The sequence below is a fragment of the Halalkalibacter alkaliphilus genome, from assembly GCF_023555415.1.
Taxonomy (GTDB): Bacteria; Bacillota; Bacilli; order Bacillales; family Bacillaceae_D; genus Halalkalibacter; species Halalkalibacter alkaliphilus.
Map to the genome: position 1 here is coordinate 93,541 of NZ_JAKRYL010000014.1, position 19,291 is coordinate 112,831.

22 protein-coding genes and 1 other RNA gene are annotated in these 19,291 nt (G+C 36.9%); 16 read left to right on the forward strand and 7 right to left on the reverse strand.

Features of this window, described 5'->3' with window-relative positions; translation table 11 throughout:
- Positions 1-86: 86 nt before the first annotated feature.
- A complete protein-coding gene (locus tag MF646_RS14250) occupies positions 87-386 on the forward strand; it encodes a hypothetical protein (RefSeq protein ID WP_250097177.1) in 300 nt (99 codons plus the stop codon).
- A gap of 187 nt (positions 387-573) precedes the next feature.
- Positions 574-1,263 carry a hypothetical protein gene (locus tag MF646_RS14255; protein ID WP_250097178.1) on the forward strand — a complete coding sequence of 230 codons (690 nt, stop codon included), beginning with the start codon at positions 574-576 and terminating at the stop codon, positions 1,261-1,263.
- Between the two features lie 282 nt (positions 1,264-1,545).
- Here MF646_RS14255 and MF646_RS14260 read toward each other — a convergent pair whose 3' ends face one another.
- Positions 1,546-1,989 carry a universal stress protein gene (locus MF646_RS14260; RefSeq protein WP_250097179.1) on the reverse strand — a complete coding sequence of 148 codons (444 nt, stop codon included), beginning with the start codon at positions 1,987-1,989 and terminating at the stop codon, positions 1,546-1,548.
- Between the two features lie 248 nt (positions 1,990-2,237).
- On the opposite strand from MF646_RS14260, the gene MF646_RS14265 reads away from it, so the two are divergent.
- From MF646_RS14265 to aroD, 7 genes are all read left to right on the forward strand, one after another.
- On the forward strand, positions 2,238-2,753 hold the full coding sequence (locus MF646_RS14265; RefSeq protein WP_250097180.1) for a hypothetical protein: 516 nt from the start codon (positions 2,238-2,240) through the stop codon (positions 2,751-2,753).
- Positions 2,754-2,845: 92 nt separating this feature from the next.
- On the forward strand, positions 2,846-3,697 hold the full coding sequence (locus MF646_RS14270; protein ID WP_250097181.1) for an alpha/beta fold hydrolase: 852 nt from the start codon (positions 2,846-2,848) through the stop codon (positions 3,695-3,697).
- A 72-nt stretch (positions 3,698-3,769) separates the two neighbouring features.
- A non-coding RNA gene (gene ssrS, locus MF646_RS14275) (6S RNA) lies at positions 3,770-3,948 on the forward strand.
- 136 nt (positions 3,949-4,084) lie between these two features.
- Positions 4,085-4,876, forward strand: coding sequence for a Cof-type HAD-IIB family hydrolase (locus MF646_RS14280; protein WP_250097182.1), 792 nt, complete (start codon positions 4,085-4,087; stop codon positions 4,874-4,876).
- Between the two features lie 150 nt (positions 4,877-5,026).
- A complete protein-coding gene (locus MF646_RS14285) occupies positions 5,027-5,461 on the forward strand; it encodes an SRPBCC family protein (RefSeq protein WP_250097183.1) in 435 nt (144 codons plus the stop codon).
- On the forward strand, positions 5,458-5,820 hold the full coding sequence (locus MF646_RS14290) for an ArsR/SmtB family transcription factor (RefSeq protein ID WP_250097236.1): 363 nt from the start codon (positions 5,458-5,460) through the stop codon (positions 5,818-5,820). Before MF646_RS14285 ends, MF646_RS14290 begins: the two co-directional genes overlap by 4 nt.
- Before the next feature lie 184 nt (positions 5,821-6,004).
- Positions 6,005-6,769 (forward strand): type I 3-dehydroquinate dehydratase, encoded by a 765-nt coding sequence (aroD, locus tag MF646_RS14295; protein ID WP_250097184.1) that lies wholly within the window; start codon positions 6,005-6,007, stop codon positions 6,767-6,769.
- Positions 6,770-6,832: 63 nt separating this feature from the next.
- On the opposite strand, the gene MF646_RS14300 is transcribed toward aroD, so the two are convergent.
- Positions 6,833-7,003, reverse strand: coding sequence for a hypothetical protein (locus MF646_RS14300; RefSeq protein WP_250097185.1), 171 nt, complete (start codon positions 7,001-7,003; stop codon positions 6,833-6,835).
- Positions 7,004-7,208: 205 nt separating this feature from the next.
- Here MF646_RS14300 and MF646_RS14305 point away from each other — a divergent pair, with 205 nt between their 5' ends.
- Positions 7,209-7,970 carry a DNA polymerase beta superfamily protein gene (locus tag MF646_RS14305; protein ID WP_250097186.1) on the forward strand — a complete coding sequence of 254 codons (762 nt, stop codon included), beginning with the start codon at positions 7,209-7,211 and terminating at the stop codon, positions 7,968-7,970.
- A 251-nt stretch (positions 7,971-8,221) separates the two neighbouring features.
- Here the strand turns inward: MF646_RS14305 and MF646_RS14310 are convergent, their stop codons facing one another.
- A complete protein-coding gene (locus MF646_RS14310) occupies positions 8,222-9,484 on the reverse strand; it encodes an L-lactate MFS transporter (RefSeq protein ID WP_250097187.1) in 1,263 nt (420 codons plus the stop codon).
- A 220-nt stretch (positions 9,485-9,704) separates the two neighbouring features.
- Here MF646_RS14310 and MF646_RS14315 point away from each other — a divergent pair, with 220 nt between their 5' ends.
- Positions 9,705-11,072, forward strand: coding sequence for an MATE family efflux transporter (locus tag MF646_RS14315; protein ID WP_250097188.1), 1,368 nt, complete (start codon positions 9,705-9,707; stop codon positions 11,070-11,072).
- Positions 11,073-11,604: 532 nt separating this feature from the next.
- On the forward strand, positions 11,605-12,783 hold the full coding sequence (locus tag MF646_RS14320) for a coiled-coil domain-containing protein (RefSeq protein WP_250097189.1): 1,179 nt from the start codon (positions 11,605-11,607) through the stop codon (positions 12,781-12,783).
- 61 nt (positions 12,784-12,844) lie between these two features.
- Here the strand turns inward: MF646_RS14320 and hxlB are convergent, their stop codons facing one another.
- The 3 genes from hxlB to MF646_RS14335 all read right to left on the reverse strand — a co-directional run bounded on the left by hxlB (position 12,845) and on the right by MF646_RS14335 (position 14,602).
- Entirely contained in the window at positions 12,845-13,402 is a 558-nt protein-coding gene (gene hxlB, locus MF646_RS14325; RefSeq protein ID WP_250097190.1) for a 6-phospho-3-hexuloisomerase, read from the reverse strand.
- Between the two features lie 10 nt (positions 13,403-13,412).
- Complete coding sequence (gene hxlA / locus MF646_RS14330; protein WP_250097191.1) at positions 13,413-14,054, reverse strand: 3-hexulose-6-phosphate synthase; 642 nt, start codon at positions 14,052-14,054, stop codon at positions 13,413-13,415.
- A gap of 173 nt (positions 14,055-14,227) precedes the next feature.
- Positions 14,228-14,602 carry a winged helix-turn-helix transcriptional regulator gene (locus tag MF646_RS14335; protein ID WP_250097192.1) on the reverse strand — a complete coding sequence of 125 codons (375 nt, stop codon included), beginning with the start codon at positions 14,600-14,602 and terminating at the stop codon, positions 14,228-14,230.
- Positions 14,603-14,832: 230 nt separating this feature from the next.
- Between MF646_RS14335 and MF646_RS14340 the strand changes: the two genes are divergently transcribed.
- The 3 genes from MF646_RS14340 to MF646_RS14350 all read left to right on the forward strand — a co-directional run bounded on the left by MF646_RS14340 (position 14,833) and on the right by MF646_RS14350 (position 17,202).
- Positions 14,833-15,234 (forward strand): YusW family protein, encoded by a 402-nt coding sequence (locus MF646_RS14340; RefSeq protein ID WP_250097193.1) that lies wholly within the window; start codon positions 14,833-14,835, stop codon positions 15,232-15,234.
- Between the two features lie 169 nt (positions 15,235-15,403).
- Entirely contained in the window at positions 15,404-16,381 is a 978-nt protein-coding gene (locus tag MF646_RS14345) for an ATP-binding cassette domain-containing protein (protein WP_250097194.1), read from the forward strand.
- The gene (locus MF646_RS14350) at positions 16,378-17,202 is read left to right on the forward strand and encodes an ABC transporter permease (protein WP_250097195.1); all 825 of its coding nucleotides are present in this window, start codon (positions 16,378-16,380) and stop codon (positions 17,200-17,202) included. Before MF646_RS14345 ends, MF646_RS14350 begins: the two co-directional genes overlap by 4 nt.
- A gap of 4 nt (positions 17,203-17,206) precedes the next feature.
- Here the strand turns inward: MF646_RS14350 and MF646_RS14355 are convergent, their stop codons facing one another.
- Positions 17,207-18,418, reverse strand: coding sequence for a DUF2515 family protein (locus MF646_RS14355; RefSeq protein ID WP_250097196.1), 1,212 nt, complete (start codon positions 18,416-18,418; stop codon positions 17,207-17,209).
- A gap of 189 nt (positions 18,419-18,607) precedes the next feature.
- Here MF646_RS14355 and MF646_RS14360 point away from each other — a divergent pair, with 189 nt between their 5' ends.
- Complete coding sequence (locus tag MF646_RS14360) at positions 18,608-19,195, forward strand: hypothetical protein (RefSeq protein ID WP_250097197.1); 588 nt, start codon at positions 18,608-18,610, stop codon at positions 19,193-19,195.
- Positions 19,196-19,291 lie beyond the last annotated feature (96 nt).

Consider the following 19,291-nt stretch of genomic DNA (forward strand, 5'->3'; position numbering starts at 1 on the left):
GCAGTGGATTGACTATACAGATACTTGCAAAGGGGCTAAGATAGGCATTGTAATAAAAACAAGTAATTCGCAGGAGGTTTTTCAAAATGAAAAAAAAGGTATTCCTTACAGCAGCTTCAGCGATCTTAACAGTAGGTATTCTAGCAGCTTGTGGTGATGCAGAGGTTGATGAACCTACATTAGGAGAAGAAACAGAATTTGAAACAGAAACAGATATGGATGGCTTTGATGATGCGCCAGCAGATGAAGGTGTAGAGGAGCTTCCAGAGGTTGATGAAGAAACTGAGGAGTTTGATACAGAGTTTGAAACTGAAGACGGTGAAGCAGAAGATTTTGATACAGAAGTAGAAATGGAATTTGATGAATCTGATGAAAGTGATTTTTAAAAACTAGGTATTTAGTACCTTTGGTATAGATTGATTTATGCTGCCCCATCATTTTAAAGTCTTTTTATGACTAATTGATGGGGTTTTTATTTTTTTGTAGGACGATTATAGTATGACATCAGCATCTTGATGGCTTTTCATTGTCTCACTATAATTAGAATGGAAATAAGAGAGTAATGGAGGAACTATGAACAAATTCGCATATATGTTAGTTGGAGCAATATTTACTGTTATCATTTCAATCGGTTATATAACATTTGCAGATACAACAGATTCTAGTCAATCTGAACAAATCACTCAAGAAGCACTAACCGTGTACAAGAGTGCAGCAAATGAGACCGAAGAAGTAGAAGTGTTTGAAGAGATTCAACCGTCAATTGCTGAGGAAAGTCCTATTTTGTTATCAACAGGTCGTGAAGAAGTAACTATAACAAAGGTTGATACTGAAAAAACAGATGAAAACAGCCATGCAGAGGAGAACACTCAAGTAGCAAAAGGTATTGCGATAGCGAAGGGCAATAGTCAAGCAAAGAACAATAATCAAAGAGGTGCGTCCTTTTTAGAGCAACTCAAAAAGCTAGAAATAGAACTAGAAGATGAACAATTTGAAATAGAGATTAAACAAGAACGTAAGAAGAATCGCGTGAAATCAGAAGTTGAAATTGAATGGAAAAATGAAAAAATAAAGTTGAAAAATAAGCGAGCTGATAATTTTATTGAGGAACTTTTTGCATTAACAGAAGTATATTCGGCCGAAGATTTACCTACTCTTGCTAACAAAATTCTTGCACAATACGAAGTGGAATGGGATTCAGCCGAAGTGAAGATAAAAGCTGAAAAAGCAGACGGAAAAAAATATGAATATGAAAACAAATAAAAGAGACCGCTGAAAAAGGTACGGTTTTGACCTTTTTCAGTGGCCTACCTCTACATCCCGCAGGAGTCGAGTGACTTCCGCTCCATTTCACTACGAGAAAACACATTTCTTCACAGCAACAATCTTTATGAAAACAGCCTTAAATAATAAGCTAAGCCGTCGCAATCTTTTGAAGCCTGTTATGAGTGGGTTTCTCATAACAGGCGCGCGACGAGTGTGCCATTGCAAATCTGTCTAAAGGTCCGTTCAATGACCTTTTCTTACTTTGTGCTTTTACATTAATTAATCTCGGTTACGTACGATCATTACATCGCATTTTGCACGTCTTGCAATACTTTCAGAGACGCTCCCTATAAGGAATCTTTCTACAGCATTTACTCCAGTTGCTCCAGCAATGATTAGATCAACATGATATTTCTCGGCTACTTCTTTTGGTATCCGGACTTTTGGTGAGCCATAGCCAAGGTCTGTTGTCACCTCTTCTATTCCAGCTTCTAGTGCAATAGTTTTATATCCTTCAAGGAGGTCAACACCGTAACCCTCTGCATGCTCTGCATAGGTACGGTCATAGTGTTCAATCGTGCCTGTTGTGCGATTATCTATTACATAAGAAATTACAAGTTTTGCTCCATCTTTTTTCGATAAATCAATGGCTTTCTCTAAAGCTAGTTTTGCTTCCTTCGATCCATCCACAGCAACAAGAATTGTCTTATAGTTTCCCGCCATCACGAATCACGCTCCTTATATGATGCTAATAATGTTTTCTTCTTAGTTAAAGCATAATAGAAATTCATATTTTCTAAAGTGATGTTCATCACATTTACAGAATATTTCAGGAGAATGTTGGTGATTTCTTCCACCCAATTTTTTTTATATAATTGGGGGAATATTGGGTGTGCAAAATTTCTGCTTTAAATTTTGTACTCACAGTTGGTAGGAATTCAAAACTTAAAAGAATGAGAGGGGATGCAACAATGTTTGATCCGACTATATTTGAAAATTTAAAAGTTGGGATAGAAAATTACGTGTATGATCTTGATACGATTGATCGCGTTGTACAGGTAATAAATCGTAAAGACCAATTAGACATGTCCATTATGTCTAGAACATTCGCTCTTGAGTTTCATTTAGCTAATCAGCAGAAGACAACTGCTGAAATTGAGCTGCAAGCTTCTTTAAAAGATTTAGCTGATGAGATTTTGGAAATTCCTGGTGAAAGCCCGGGGTGTCATTTGATTATTCACTTTACTATAGAAATTGAAGATATTAAAACTCAATGTGACCAAATTCAAGATATCCTTCTATCAATTTGGGATCCAGTTTTATCACCAGAACAAACGGTTAGCTTTGTTTACGGAAAAGATGAGAAGAAGTACCTGAATTCTACTAAGCTGATGTTCGACCATAAGATTAATGAGGAACATATGGCGGATGTTCCTGAATTTGTAGATCATGTGGTAGAGACCCTACGTAAGCTAAATAACGTATAATAAATCAGTTTCCTTTATGAAAGCTCCCCCTACACTTCATCTGTATGAGAATAACTCATGTAGAGAAAGCTAGGAAGCAGGAGGAAATATGAATGGAATTTCATTATATAAATACGAACCGAGTAACCTTACATACAGCTGTAGCAGGACCAAGTGATGGTCCTCTTGTGATTCTTTTACATGGGTTTCCTGAGTTTTGGTATGGTTGGAAAAAACAAATAACCCCTTTAGTAAAAGCTGGGTACCGTATCGTCATTCCAGACCAACGAGGCTATAATTTAAGTGATAAACCACATGAGATTAGTCAATATACACTTGATTTACTGCGTGATGATATTATTGGACTCATTAAGCATTTTAAAAGGGAAAAAGCCAGTATAGTTGGACATGATTGGGGAGGGGCAGTAGCTTGGCATATAGCTTCAACTAGGCCTAGTTATGTTGATACTCTTATCCCAATTAACATGCCTCACCCCGCTGTTTTTGGGAAAATGATCTTTCGATGTCCTACGCAGTTAGTGAGAAGTTTATATATATTGTTTTTTCAACTTCCTTTGATTCCTGAAGAAGCGTTATGTGTAAATGAATATAAATTGATGAAAAATATTCTTCTCTGTTCGTGCCAGGCTAATACATTTAAAAAAGAGGAAATTCGAAAGTATCAAGCTTCTTGGTCCCAAACAGGTGCACTTAGGGCAATGCTGCATTGGTACAGAGCAATTAGACTTGGGAGTTTGAATATGGTTCCTAACTCAAAAGTAGTAATACCGGTGAGGATGATTTGGGGGAAATATGACCCTTTTCTTTCATTAAATTTAGCTAAGGAAAGCATGAAGATGTGTACGGATGGACGACTGACTTTAATAGATGATGCAACTCACTGGGTCCAACATGAACAGCATGAGCTTGTAAATTTATTTCTTCTTAAATATTTGAAAAGCTAAAAAAGGGTTGTAAGTATCCCTTTTTTTGAAATTAACTATTGAAAGCGTTGTCATTTTTGTGTAATATACTTATAGAAGCTGCATTGTACGCAAATAATGGTTTCAACCTGTATACTTAATTAGGGAGTTTTAATCGAAATAGGAATGTCAAGCCTTCAATGTGTAGAGGACGACTGAACTATTTCTGCAAACACCCACTTCGAGAAGTGGTGGTTTGAAACTCAGTTAGTAGCGGCAATTGCGGCCCACCCATACTCACACAAAAAGCCAGTTCCAAATGAGGAACTGGTTTTTTCGTTTAATCATAGTTACAATGAACTGTAATATTTTGTTTACTAATAGGTGTTAGCGCTAATGATAATTCAGAAAACATAAAGGAGAGAGTACATGTCAAAACATAAAATTTTGTTTCTAGATATTGATGGGACAATCTTAAAACCAGATGATTCAATTGAACAATCGACAAAAGAAGCAGTGAGTCAGGTACAGGAAAAAGGGTTAGAAGTATTTCTTGCGACCGGACGACCATTACATGAGATTAAAGAAATTGGTGAAGAATTAAACATTGACTCTTTTATTGGCTATAATGGTGCTTATGCTGTACATAAGGGTTCTGACATTTTGTTAGAGAAAATGGATTCGAACACAATTCAATTTTTTTTAGAGCTAGCAAAAGAAAAAGGACACGAGGCAATTATGTATACGAATGAGAAAAATGTTCTTACTTCCTGCGATTCTCCCGTTTTAGATGAATTTATTCGTCATTTTCATTTGAGACATAATGTTCTCTATTCTCAGGAATTTTTGAATAATATTTTAGGGGTAACGCTAATTAATTTAGGTGAAAACGAGTCTTCTTTGTATGAAAAAGTGGGTAATGTCCATTTAGCTCCTGTAAATGTGGGAGAATTCAAAGAGCACGCTTATGATGTCATTCGTGATCAAGTGAATAAAGGTTTTGCTGTAAAGAAGGTGCTGGAAGTTCTTGCTATTAAAAAAGACGAAGCGATTGCCTTTGGTGATGGATTGAACGACAAAGAAATGCTCGCATCTGTTGGAGACGGGTTTGCGATGGGAAACGCCCATCAAGAGTTATTTTCGTATGCTAAACATAAAACAACGGAAGTGACCAATTCAGGTGTCTTTAATGGATTGAAAAAATTAGGATTGATTAAATAAATAATGTTAATGCATTTGTTTTTAATGAGACAGATGCATTTTTTTGTACAGTTTTATACAAAGTAAGGTAAATAAGCTATTGACATGAAACCAATTAGTTTCGTAATATTGATATGAAACCAATTGGTTTCATATTTGATATTTGGAGGAATGAAAATGAAATTGACCACACCGGAAATTCGTAAAAATACAGTTTTTCAAGCAAAGATAGACAAAGTCTGGCAGGCAGTTGCTACTTCAGAAGGAATTGAATCATGGTTTATGCCGAATGATTTTAAACAAGAACTAGGCTTTGAATTTACCATTCAGTCCCCTTTTGGACCGACCGCTTGTAAAGTAACCGAAATAGACCCACCAAACCGCTTAGTCTTTACATGGGGAGAAGATGGCTGGGTTATTACGTTTGAGTTAACAGATTTAGGAGATAAGACTGAATTTACCCTTATTCATTCAGGATGGGGAGAACCTCAGGAAATCGTTCCAGGTCCAGGTCCGGATCTATCGAATTCCGAAATCAGAAATCGAATGAATAATGGTTGGGATTCAATTGTTTACGATGATCTAAGAAAAGTAGTTGAGGTATAATGTCTGCTGCTTCAAAGTACGATGTGTTTCAAGCTATTGCTGATCCTACGCGACGTAAAATGTTACGATTACTAGCAGATAATGAAATGCCTGTAACCGTAATTAGCAACCATTTTCCAATGAGTAGAACGGCTGTATCCAAACACTTACGAATTCTCTCGGAATCAAACCTTGTAAGTGTCGAGAAGGTAGGGAGAGAAAAGAGATATAAATTACAAGCTGAAGCTCTACTTGAATTAAAACAATGGCTTTCGTTTTATGAACAATTTTGGGATAATAAATTGGCCAAGCTTAAATATATTGTTGAACATGATGAATCTGAAACGGTTCAAATTCAGGATGTAAATAAAAAGAGTTAGACCCTAGGTGGCTGCTGATACCGGAGATTATCCTCCAACTCAGCAGTCTCATTTTTTATGTAAGCAACGACTATTTATCGAAATATTTAAAAATTGACTGGTAACATGTATAATAGCAAAAAAAGGATTCTAGAGTTTAGAAATGAAAAACAAGTTTGATTTAAAAATGCAGGGAGAGTTATATATGAAGAATACAGTGAAGGTTAAAGGTGTGACAATCGGAGAAGGCATGCCAAAAATTTGTGTACCAATGGTAGGAAACACTTTATCGAATTTACTTGAAGAAGCAACTTATTTAAACACCTTAGATGCGGATCTTGTTGAGTGGAGAGTTGATTTCTTTGAAGACGTTTTAGAACTTGATAAAGTAAAAGAAGCCCTTAACAAGATACACGCTCTCTTACATAACAAACCTCTTATTTTCACATTCCGAAGTGCTAAAGAAGGTGGAGAAAGGGAAATTAGTTCAGAATATTATGTTTCGCTAAACATAGAAGCGGTAAAAACTGGATTAGTTGATCTGATTGATGTTGAGTTATTTAGTAATGAAAATGATGTGAAAACTCTTGTTGAAAAAGCACATCAATATGGAGTATATGTGATCATATCCAATCATGATTTTCATCAAACACCGCCTAAAGAAGAAATCGTATCTCGCTTGCGAAAAGCTCAAGATCTAAGTGGAGACATACCTAAAATCGCTGTTATGCCTAGGAATACAGCAGACGTACTAACGTTACTTGATGCAACAAATACGATGAAAGAGCAATATGCAACGCGACCAATTATTACGATGTCAATGGCAGGGGAGGGAGTTATTAGTCGTTTAGCTGGGGAGGTATTTGGTTCAGCTCTTACATTTGGGGCTGCTAAAAAAGCCTCAGCACCTGGACAAGTTGCCGTGGATGAATTGCGTCAAGTTTTGAACCTTTTACATAAGAGTCTCTAAGTCATTTAACACAGCCAAGAATCCAAGCAAATAGACGGTTTAAGATTCTTGGCTGTAACCTTTTTACTGGCCGCCTTGTGGACGTACATCTTTCTCTTCTTGTCCAATTCCTTCCATTCCAATTTCCTCTTGTACATTCAATTGAACTTTCTTGTTGGTAAGTTCTTCATTTTTAAAGCTTAAATCTGGTTGAATGTTATTGTTTTGACTTGCTTGCTTGTTCCAATCACCCATAATACTCACCTCCAAAACGTGTTATATAGTATGTGACTACTAAAGTCGTTTTATCAATTTCTTATGTTTTGTAATAGAAGATGAAAGGTGTAAAGATTGTTGAAGAGCTATAAAAAGAAGGTCAGTTGTCTATACTGGTTTAAGCTATGATAAAGGAACGATGACAATTAAGGAGCGAAATAAAGAAGCAGGAAGAGGGAACTCTATGGAAAGAATCGTTGTATTAAAAGCTTTAGTAGGGTCAGAAAACTATAACCTGTCAACTCCTGAGTCGGACAAGGATTATAAGTTCTTCGTCATACCAACTTTTGATGATTTGTACCGCAGTAAGCTCACTACTTCAAGTAAAGTAGGAGAAGGAGTAGACGAAGAATTTCACGATATTAGGAAGGTCTTAAGTCTTTGGTGGAAGTCAAACGTGAATTTTATGGAGGTCCTTTTTTCCGTTGATTATACAATTAACGATATAGATTGGATCAATAAGAAAATAACTTGTCTCTTATTAATGAGAGATGAGATTGCAAAAATGAATTTACCTTATTTATATAAAGCGTGCAGTGGGATGTACGTTAGTAAGTCAAAGTCCATCGAAACGGGGAATAGCAATACGAAACATCTTGTAAAACAGTTTGGTTATGATACTAAGTCGGCGATGCATGCATATAGAATTCTTGATTTCATTGAGAGATTCGCTAAGTATAATTTTACCAATTTTAAGGGTGCGATTCAGTACGATGATGCTGGGAGAAAATTTATGCTTTCAATTAAGTATGGTGACTATACATTAGAACAATTTAAAGAATTAGTAAATGACAAGCTCGTCTCTTTTAAGCAGTTGGAGGATGTATATATGACCCAACCTATACTAGAAGAAGTGAAAAGTGAAGTTGAAAACATAATCTATCAACTTGTATTAGACAGTACCTTAAATGAACTACTCATGAAAACAAAATTTCATTTACCTTAATATTTTTTCTCAAATGCCGTTTGACAGTATAGATTGATAAAATCAGAAAGAAGGTGTCCAGAAGCTTTTGACCTTTGGACACCCCGGAAGCAATGTGCGGAATCGCTACATCTTTTCATAGCCTTGAGAGGAATGGTTTACACCTCTCGACGGAGCCATTGCTACCTCTGTTCGGGGCTTTTGAAGCACCCCTTTTTCTTATTAAATATTACCGACTAGTCAGTTTGTGTAGCGAATAATAAAAAAGTTTATTATGAAACGGCATGTTCATGTTGTTGCGCTTCCTTCTCACTCTTCTTAATATCTAGACGAAGCAAGATTGAAATGACAAAAGCAAAAAGTATTAAAGTAGCAAAAACATAGAAGACAGGAATATAACTATCTGTTCTTTCCCTAATTTGAGTGACGAGAACGGGACCAAAAACCCCACCTAATGACCAAGTTGTTAATAAATAACCGTGAATGGAACCTAGTTGCTTTGTTCCGAAAAGGTCCCCAATAAAGGCTGGAAGGTTTGAGAATCCTCCACCATAACAACTAACAACTAACAAGATCATGATTGTAAATAAAATTGCATTTGTTGTAAATGGAAGTGTAAAAAAGGCAACGATCTGGATCGAGAAGAAAATAATAAACACAGTTGGACGACCAATATAATCAGAAGCAGCAGCCCAGCCGAGTCTTCCTCCGCCATTAAAAATCCCCATTATCCCAACCATTGTTGCTGCCGCTGCTGCACTTAACCCAACAACTTCTTGCGCCATCGGAGAGGCGACTGAAATCATCATAATCCCAGCTGTTGTATTAATAAGCATCATCGACCAGAGCATCCAAAACCGTTTTGTTTTCACCGCTTCTTTAGATGTTAATTGTGCTAAATCCTTTTTGATAATTTTCTTTCCAGAAGCCATGTTCTTCTTCATTGACTCTGGCATCCAGCCTTCCGGAGGAGGAGCGATATATAAGGCACCAAGGACCATAAAAGTAAAATAACAAATACCTAAGAGATAAAAAGTTGATGTGATCCCAATTGAATTAATTAAGCTCGCTGCAACAGGTGCTGTAATGAGAGCCCCCGTTCCAAATCCAAGTACAGCCATGCCGGTTGCTAAACCTCTTCGATCTGGGAACCATTTAATTAATGTAGATACCGGAGAAATGTACCCTATCCCAAGTCCTAACCCACTAAAGAAGCCATAAGTAAGCAAAAATAGAGGGAGTGATTCAAGAGCAATAGCAACTCCAGAACCAGCTTGCCCAATCCCAAATAAAACAGCAGCAACAATTGCTGATTTTCTTGGACCGCTTCGTTCAACAAACTTTCCGAAAAATGCGGCAGACGTTCCTGCAAGTGCCATCATAATGGTAAAAGCGATAGCAACCTGCGATCCAGCCCAGCCAAGTTGCGAACTAATTGGGTTCTGGTAAACACTATAAGCATACGCGGCCCCAATTGAGAGGTGGATGGCAATAGCTGATAAGGCAATTAGCCATCTGTTTTTCGTTGTCTTCATATTAATTCCTCCTCCTACCCACTTTTGTAAACCCTTACATATATAGTATAGTCCATTGTAGGAAAAAATCAAATAAATTGGAAAATTAATAAGATTTTGGAAGTGTTTTTTATTTTTTGTTCCGGTAGAATAACGATATCTCTCTATAGCTATTTGGCGTTAAGTTCTATATTATTGTTAGTGAATTGTTGGACTAGTTGAAGATGACGGGGGAAGAAATATGTATCATGCAAAGACCTGGAAAGAAAAGGTCACTTTATTTTTTGCGATCCTATGGCCAATTATGGTTACGCAAATAAGTTTTTATGCAATGAACCTTGTAGATACGATGATGTCAGGGCGGGTAGGAACAAATGATTTAGCGGGTGTCGCAATAGGTTCCAGCTTATGGTTGCCGATCTTTACAGGTATCAATGGAATACTACTAGCCGTAACTCCGATTGTTGCACAATATATGGGCAGTGGGAGACGTGATAAGATTTCGGAATCGGTTATACAGGCGCTTTACTTATCAGTTTTTCTAGCCATTATAGTTGTTATTGGTGGAATTTTCTTACTTGATCCGGTATTAATGCTTATGAACTTAGATTCTGCAGTCTATCACATTTCGTTTCATTATTTAGTTGGGTTATCAATAGGAATTATTCCATTGTTCGCAGCAAATGTTCTTCGTAATTTCTTTGATGCACAAGGATTTACACGCATAACGATGATCATTACCGTTTTGGCAGTACCATTTAATGTTCTGTTAAATTACGGATTTATTTTTGGGAAATTTGGCTTGCCAGCATTAGGTGGTATTGGAGCTGGATACGCAACAGCGATCACGTACTGGATTATTTTCCTTTTTAGTATTTGGATGACTTTTAAGGTAGAAGTAGTTAGACATTATCGGCTTTTTATTAAGTGGGTTATTCCGTCTTGGAGAGCTTGGAAAGAGCAGCTAGCAATCGGAATTCCGATTGGCCTTTCGATCTTTTTTGAGTCGAGTATTTTTGCTGTCGTAACTTTAATGATTGGGATGATGTTTACGACTGTCACGGTTGCCGCACACCAAATCGCACTTAGTTTTACTTCTCTTATCTTCATGATTCCTTTAAGCATCTCTATGGCTTTAACCATTGTTGTTGGTTTTTCAGTTGGAGGGAAGAAATATCAATCAGCCAAACAATATAGTCATCTGGGCGTATGGGGTGGAATTGGGATTTTAGCAGTAGGTGCTATTTTTCTCTATTTTTTCAGAGAGCAAATTGCCTATTTGTATACACAAGATCCTCAAGTCATTCAACTTGCAGGACAGTTTTTTATTATCGCGATTGTTTATCAGATTTCTGACGCTGCTCAATCAGGCTTACAAGGAGTATTGCGTGGGTACAAAGATGTGAAAATTCCTTTTATTACAGCATTTATTTCGTATTGGCTGATTGGAATTCCATCAGGATATGCTCTCGCATCCTTTACGTACCTTGGACCATTTGGATTTTGGATTGGAATTACATTAGGTTTAACGTGTGCTGCAATTGGATTTTTCGTACGCCTACGTATAGTTCTAAGAAGAATTTCCAATGAACCTGTTGAAGTGAATTAGTTCCATATATGGATAGTCGAGTAGGAAAACGGGTTTGTAAAAGAGGAAGAAATAAATACATTTTTAGACGGAATCTTACTGGTTTCGTCTCTTCTTTTTGCTTTTAATAACTGAGAAAAGATCGTTCATAGGTAAGATGAAGACCGAAAGAGGACTCAGAAAAGGAGGAAAGATCGATCATAGGCATAATGAAAGCCGAAAGAGAGCTCTTAAAAGGAGAAAAGTCATTCATAGGTAAGATGAAGACCAAAAGAAAACTCAGAAAAGGAGGAAAGATCGATCAAAGGCATAATGAAAGCCGAAAGAGAGCTCTTAAAAGGAAGAAAAGTCGTTCATTGTGAATTCTGTATTCGGCATAAAGAATGCCCATTTATTATATAAGATGAACTCGGTCTAACATATACTATTTAACCCCTGTGCTTTAGTAGTTTCTCTATCTTCCCAGCTTCAATAACAATGGATTAAAAAATAGGCACTTATCGACATGGGACATCATAGACTAACCATAACAGGTTAAAAAGGAGTGGAAAAATTGAGTTATTCAAATGAGCGGATAATTCCTAAGGTTTTTCTTCAAAGACCTACGGATACAATTAACCAGCAAGTCTTTTACTCTAATAAAGTGATGGAGAGTATTAGGTCACAATTTAGTGAGCTAGAAGATATATTAGGAACCCACGATCAGGTACACGAAAGATTATTGATACAATTAAACGCACAAGAAATAATGAACAAACAAATACATGAAAGCATATATAAACAATTAAATGAACAAGAAGTAGAAAACAAACAAGTACATGAGAGTTTGTCTCAACGATTGGATGAGCAAGAGGCGATGAACAAACAAGTACATGAGAGCTTGTCTAAACAATTGGGTGAGCAAGAGTCAATGAACAAACAAGTACATGAGAGCTTGTCTAAACAATTGGGTGAGCAAGAGTCAATGAACAAACAAGTACATGAGAGCCTGTCTAAACAATTGGGTGAGCAAGAAACGTTGAGTAAACAAGTTCATGAAGGCTTTTCTGAACAATTGAATGAGCAAGAGACAACAAATAAAAAGATACATGAAAGCTTGTGGAAACAATTGAATGAACAAGAGACAATGAACTTAGAATTACAGTCAATGCACGAAAATTTACAAAGAGTGGTAGAAGAGAAAGGGGAGGTTCAAAATCGTCTACAGCAAAGAATGGATGAAAATGAAGGAGAAAGAAAGAAACTAGAAAAGAAATTAGTCGAGCTTGTTAAGGAAAAAAACAATTTATTAGGCCAGTTACACACCCTAGAACAAGCAAAAAGTGATTTGCGTGCAGAAGTCGATAGTCATAACAATCGCTTACGTAAGCAAGCGGTTCATTATGAGACAATGCAAGAAGAGCAAGCTAATCAAATGCAAAATCACGATGAATTGGTTCAACAAATGAATCTACAAAAACTAGACCATGAAGAGCTAATGAAAAAAGTTAAAGACAATGAACAAGAACAAAAACAAATTCAAGACAGACTTCATGAGTTAGTCGAACAAATGAATGCACTATCTACACAACAATATGAACAAGAAAGTATGCATTTAGATTTGTATACTCAGTTAATTCAGTTGAAGACACTTCATACAGAAACCTCACAATATATGAAGGAATCCATTGAAAAATTAAGTGTAGAAATCAAGAAGCTAGAGAAAAGAGAAACCTATACTACGGAAGGGTAGGAACTAAAAAGGAAGAGGAGCATTCTTTCTTGCATCTCTTCCTCCACTTTTTAGTACATTACTACTCCAAATTTACATGTCTTCCAAACATCGTATTTGAATTCAAACTATTTTTCTCCATAAATCTCAAAATGATAGCATCATATAATAGTAAAAGACTTTGTTCAAATAACGAACCCATTGGTTGGATCGTTTCATTGCCAGCCTTTTCACCGGATTTTGCTTGAGCAGGAATTTGTATTGTTATATCAGCCAAGCTACCAATGGTAGAATTAGGAGAAATCGTTACGGCAGCAACTGTGGCCCCGAGACTTTTGGCTCTCTCCGTCATAGAGACAAGACTTTTTGTTTCCCCAGAGCCAGAGCTGACAATAAATAGGTCTCCTTCTTCAAGATTAGGAGTTACCGTTTCACCAACTACATACGGGTCAAGTCCAACATGCATCATCCTCATAGCAAAGGATTTGGCCATAAAACCAGATCTCCCTGCACCAGCAACAAAGATTTTGTTTGCTTCGAGAATCCTCTCAACTAACATCTCCACTTTCACCTCATTGATGAGGTTCGCTGTACGTTGTAATTCCTTAATAATTTCTAAAGTATACTCAGTTGTCTGCATAAAGCGTCACCTATGCTGTCACTTCTTCTCTAATTAGCCTTTGCATCTGAGATGCTGCAGCTTTTTTGTCCTCTTTACTAGTGATTCCTCCGCCTACTATAATTAGGTCCGGTTGTACTTTTATTACTTCAGGTAACGAATCGAGTTTTATTCCACCTGCGATGGCTGTTTTCGCATTCTTTACAACGCTTTTTATTGTTCGTAAATCCTCGAAAGAATTTTGGCCAACGGCTTGTAGGTCATATCCTGTGTGAACGCAAATATAATCAACACCTAATTCATCTAACTCAATGGCACGGGCTCTTTTATCTTTTACTGCAATCATATCAACAAGAATTTGTTTGCCTTGCTTTTTCGCTTCCTCAACAGCACCTTTAATAGATTCGTCCTCTGCTGCAGCGAGGATGGTAATAATGTCAGCTCCTGCTTCTGATGCTTTCATGACCTCATAGCCAGCTGCATCCATAATTTTCAAATCTGCTAAAACGGTCAGTTGAGGAAATGCTTCTTTCACTTCTTTGACTGCTTTTAGCCCTTCGTTAATCACAACGGGTGTTCCGATTTCTACTACATCGACAAAATCTTGAACCTCAGCTATTAATTCAATCGCTTCAGGAATATTTACTAAATCTAAGGCTAATTGTAATTTCATATCCATCGCTCCTTCATTCATTTTTTTTTTACAGCTTCATTCTAATTTCAAATATCTGAAATTAGAAGTACGCACTTTTTTTTCATCTAGTAACAAAAAGGATACTATGGACGAGGAGGGAAAGAATTAGATAAAAGAAAAACCATGTACGAGGCAGGTCTTGTACATGGTTTCTAGTCAAATGGACCAGTTTGAGGTTCAAAATCAGTTACATTTTCTTGGAGAAAAAGCTTGTAATCTTTTCCCCATGCATACATTGTTTCAAGAATTGGCATAAGTGTTTTTCCTTGTTCTGTTAATGAATATTCTACTTTGGGAGGGACTACTGGATATACTTCACGATGGATGATAAAGTCTGATTCTAATTCACGTAACTGATTCACTAGTATTCGTTGGGTAATTCCAGGCATGAGTGATTTTAGTTCGCCAAATCGTTTTGTTCCTTCTTTTCCAAGGTGCCATAGAATAAGCATTTTCCACTTCCCGCCTATGACAGCAAGGGTTAATTCCTTTTCACAATTAAATTCCTTTTTACAAACATGACCCATCGATTCCCCTCCATTCTATTTATTGTCACACTATCGTATTGGAGACTAGTAAACAATAGTCTCTACACATAGTTAGTGACATTATAAACGTTCTCGTAAGCTATATACAAAACATTTAACTTTTTACCCAAGAAAGGTATAACAAGCAAGTAAATCTCCCTTCTGGATTTGGAGTAAATTTCCTGTTGAAGGGAATAGTATTCATGACTACATTGGATGGAGGAAATAAAATGAAACTAAGGTTACTGGCTGCTGTTTGTGCAATATCCATGATCGTTTTTATTGGATTAGGGTTAGGAAGAGTGGAAGCTTCTCCAACCATTATTGATTTTGAATTAGAAATTGAGATGAAAAGTGGTGAAGAATATGAGATAGAATATGAAATGAAAAAGAATCAAATTGAAGCTAAGTATGCCGTTCCAAGCAGCGTAACGGTGTATGGACAAGAAGCTTTGCCGAGAATTGAAGCGTTTCTAAAGCAAATTAAATTAGTACCGGAAGCAGATAAAGATGAAATCATGAATCAAATCTTTGCAGCTTTTCAAATCGATAAAAAAGATATTGAAGAAATGGAAGTTGATGTGAAATTTGATGGTGGTAAAAGATTAAAGTTTGAACAAGCTTTTTCCTAAGCGATAAAATCTTGTTGTTATTCTGAACCTATTTTCCAATTGAGTTGGAGTTTAGGTTCTTTTTTATTTAAGTAGAGTTCGTCGGTCTAGAGACTGAAGATTTTTAAGGGAAAGTAATATACAGTTAAATTGAGCATATAAAAATTAAGATGTGGAAAGGGTGATTTGTATGGATAAGAAAGAACTTGCTATTGAAGCGACCGGTTTAGTGAAACGTTTTGGGCAACATCGTGCTGTAGATGGAGTTGATTTAGCGGTTCCTGCTGGGACGGTGTATGGCTTTTTAGGTCCAAATGGTGCAGGCAAAACAACGACCATACGTATGCTGGCAACTTTACTTAAACCTGACGAAGGTAGTGCTAAAATACTTGGTCATGACCTAGTTGATGAAGCAGAAGCTGTCCGCATGAGAGTAAGTTTAACGGGTCAATTTGCTTCCATTGACGAAGATTTATCGGGGATGGAAAATTTAGTTTTTATTGCTCGGTTATTGGGGTTTTCAAGAAGCGCGGCAAAAGAGAGGGCAACGGAGCTTCTTGATGCATTTGGACTTTTGGATGCCTCTGGACGCCAGGTGAAAAAATATTCTGGTGGAATGAGAAGGAGGATTGATATTGCTGCAAGTATCGTCGTAACTCCAGACCTTTTATTTTTGGATGAACCGACAACAGGCTTAGATCCTAGAAGCAGAAACCAAGTTTGGGATATCGTGCGAGCCCTTGTTAGCTCTGGTACGACGGTCCTGTTAACGACACAATATCTTGAAGAAGCAGATCAATTGGCGGATCGGATTGCTGTCATTGACCAAGGGAAAATCATTGCAGAAGGAACAAGTGGAGAGTTGAAAGCATCCGTAGGAACAGGTGCACTGCACGTTCGCTTAGTAGAAGAAGATAAACGAGAAAAGGCAGAAAAAATATTAGCAAACATTCTTGAGACAAATATTCATTTGGAGTCTGATCAGCTTTCTCTTACCGCAAGAGTAACCAATACAGACTTGGTGGTTGATGCACTAAATGAATTAAGAAAAGCTGGAATTAAAGTTAGTGATTTTTCATTAGGTCAACCGAGCCTAGATGAAGTCTTTCTTACTTTGACAGGACGTCCTACCGAGGAAGAGGAAACAAGCAAGGAGGTACAGTCATGACAGAAAAGAGTGAAGATGATAAGAAATTGCGCGTAGCACTAAGGAGCCGGACTCGTCCGAAAAAACCAAGCGGCGTCACCAATACATTAACCTTTGCTTGGCGCGCTCTATTAAAGTTGAAATATGTGCCCGAACAACTTTTGGATGTTACTGTTTTTCCGATTATGTTTCTCTTAATGTTCACGTACTTATTTGGTGGAGCGATTGCTGGCTCCACAGGAGACTACCTTCAGTTTCTCTTGCCAGGTATATTAGCAATGACTGTTGTTACGATTACGATGTATACAGGGATGGAGCTGAACAATGACATCACAAAAGGTATTTTTGATCGCTTTCGCTCTCTACCAATTTGGCGCCCGGCCGTCTTAGTTGGGGCACTTCTTATGGATGCAGTTCGATACACCATTGCCTCAACGATTATGATCGTACTTGGATTAATTATGGGATTTCGACCAGAAGGTGGCGCTCTTGGTGTGCTGTTAGCTGTGGCATTATTAGTTGTTTTCTCATTTAGTTTGTCGTGGATATGGACTACTCTTGGTTTAATCCTTCGTACGGAGAAATCGCTAATGGGTGTTAGCATGATGGTACTTTTTCCTTTAACATTTGTCAGCAACGTATTTGTTGATCCTAGTACATTACCAAGATGGCTTGAAGCCTTTGTCGATGTTAATCCAATCTCCCTTTTGGTAACAGCCGTACGTGGATTGATGCATGGAACCGTTACTTTTGAACAAGTTGGGTGGGTGCTTTTAGCATCTATTTTGCTTACTGCAATTTTCGCTCCATTAACGATGTACCTTTATCGAAACAAGAGCTGATAAGCTATCCGAACTTCTTCGCTTGCTTGTAAGTAAGGGCACCAACATAAAGCTTTTTTAAAATACGACAATAATTAGTCGTTATGTCAAATGAGTTAGGTGTCAAGACCTCGTTATAATACGAGAAAACCCTTGAATCAAAAGTTTGAAACCAATCTTTATGATTCGTAAATGTGTGAGGTGTGTCTTGCCAAACATCGGTTAAATAGGGACTATATATAGTTTGTTTAAATCCACAAGGGGACGTTCTTTTCGTCCTCTTCTTTTTTTGTGCAGTAAAAGTAGTCGACCAATAATCGGAACGTGAACCGGTATGTGGCGTTTCAGTCGCGAACCAATAAATGTTCTCATGAAGAGGAGTAAGCCCAAAAAGCATAGCATAAAGCTGTTTACCGACCATAATTCGCTCTGAAACAGATGCGAAGTTGGCAACAGATATACCGGCCAATCTTTTCTTTTTATTAGAGTATTTATATGGAAAAAGTACCTGAGTGAACTGAAATAATTCTTGTGCTTGAAAAAGAAGTGTATTTAAGACGTTGCTCTGAAAGTATTTGTTTTGAATCACTCTCATTTCAATGTAATGTTGTTCATTTATGATTAGTGAAACGGTAAGGAACTTGGAATCTTTTTTCTTATAAAAGTAATTCCACACAGGGATCATAAACCTAGAAACATGAAAATAAGGCAACAAGTGAAAGAGGTTTTTGTTTTGTTTTTTGCTCTCTTCGTACAGTAAAAGCTGTGGGTACGCATCATAAAAGATTAGAGCATTAGCTGACTCTAAAAATTGAAAAAAGTATTTCTTTCTATCGTTGCTAATAGCCTCAGTTAATTCCCCCTTAAGATCTGTCATATTCCAGCCACCATTTCTAGAAACTAGGTGAGCTAAAAGAGCCCATTGAACTTCAGGATGTTGATTATAGAAGTCTAAGTAAGCTTTTGTTCGCGTGATGTTGTTTCGATTATGGGTGATCATTTTTTGTTTAAGTTGTCGAATGAGAGTTTGTTCGGCTGGTTGAAGTGAGGAAACCGATTTTTTTTCTTCATGCTGCTCTGTTAATGTTTGCTTGAGTGTTTTTATGGCCGAAGGATGTATAGTTAACTTTTCCCATTCACGTGTCATGTTTGACTCCGATTTATATTTATCAAAAGCATTCATTGCATAATGGGCAATGACAGTTGGAATTTGAATGGCTTTCTTAAGAATACTCACGATCACAACCTCCTCTTCGTTATCGTATGTGTATGGAGGTCCATTCGTTTGGAAAATGGATAAAAACCTAACTAACAGATATTATTTATTTATGAAACTATAGCCCTATAAATATTAATTTATGGAACCATTCCAGTAACCGGAGCGTTTAATTACTGGAATTTAAGAATAATAAAGAGGGTGCGGGGTATGAAGAATTATAGAAATGGATGTACTTTTCTAATTACAATGTTGATCACTGTTAGTTTTACAACAGGCTGTGGGTATTTTAAAGTTAGTCAATTAGAACAAATCTCACCAGTGGGCGACTTTTCTACTAGTGAGGAAGTAATAGGAGAACGAGATTTAGTTAGTGAGCAAAAGATTACGATTGATCATTCCATTTTGGAACTAGATCAAGAGTTGCTTTTTGTATCAAGTAGCTTTCGAGATACATTTGATCAATCTTTTTTTAATGGGCTAACTCCCTTCCAGGTATTTCAATTGTACATGTATACACTAGCTGGTGAAGATTACGAGACTTTATATTATTTTTACAACAGTGAGTCTATGCAGATTTCAAAGGAGCAGTTTATTACAGAAGGAAGAAATGATGTTAATTCGGCCTATACTCGGGACTTTATGAAGAAATTTAATGAAGTTAGAAAATTCGACGTATGGACAAAACAAGATTCAGCTGGGGTGCAATTCGTGCTAGAGGCTGAACATGAACAGTTTACGTTCCAACTATTTAGAGAAGGAAATATGTGGCTTGTTAGCCCAAACCCGCTTCAATAATAGGTTAACTGAAGAAGATTTGAAAAGAATCCTCCAACTTAAAAGGAAGGATTCTTTTTTTATGTTAGTTTTACAAAAAATATGCAAAAATAGTAA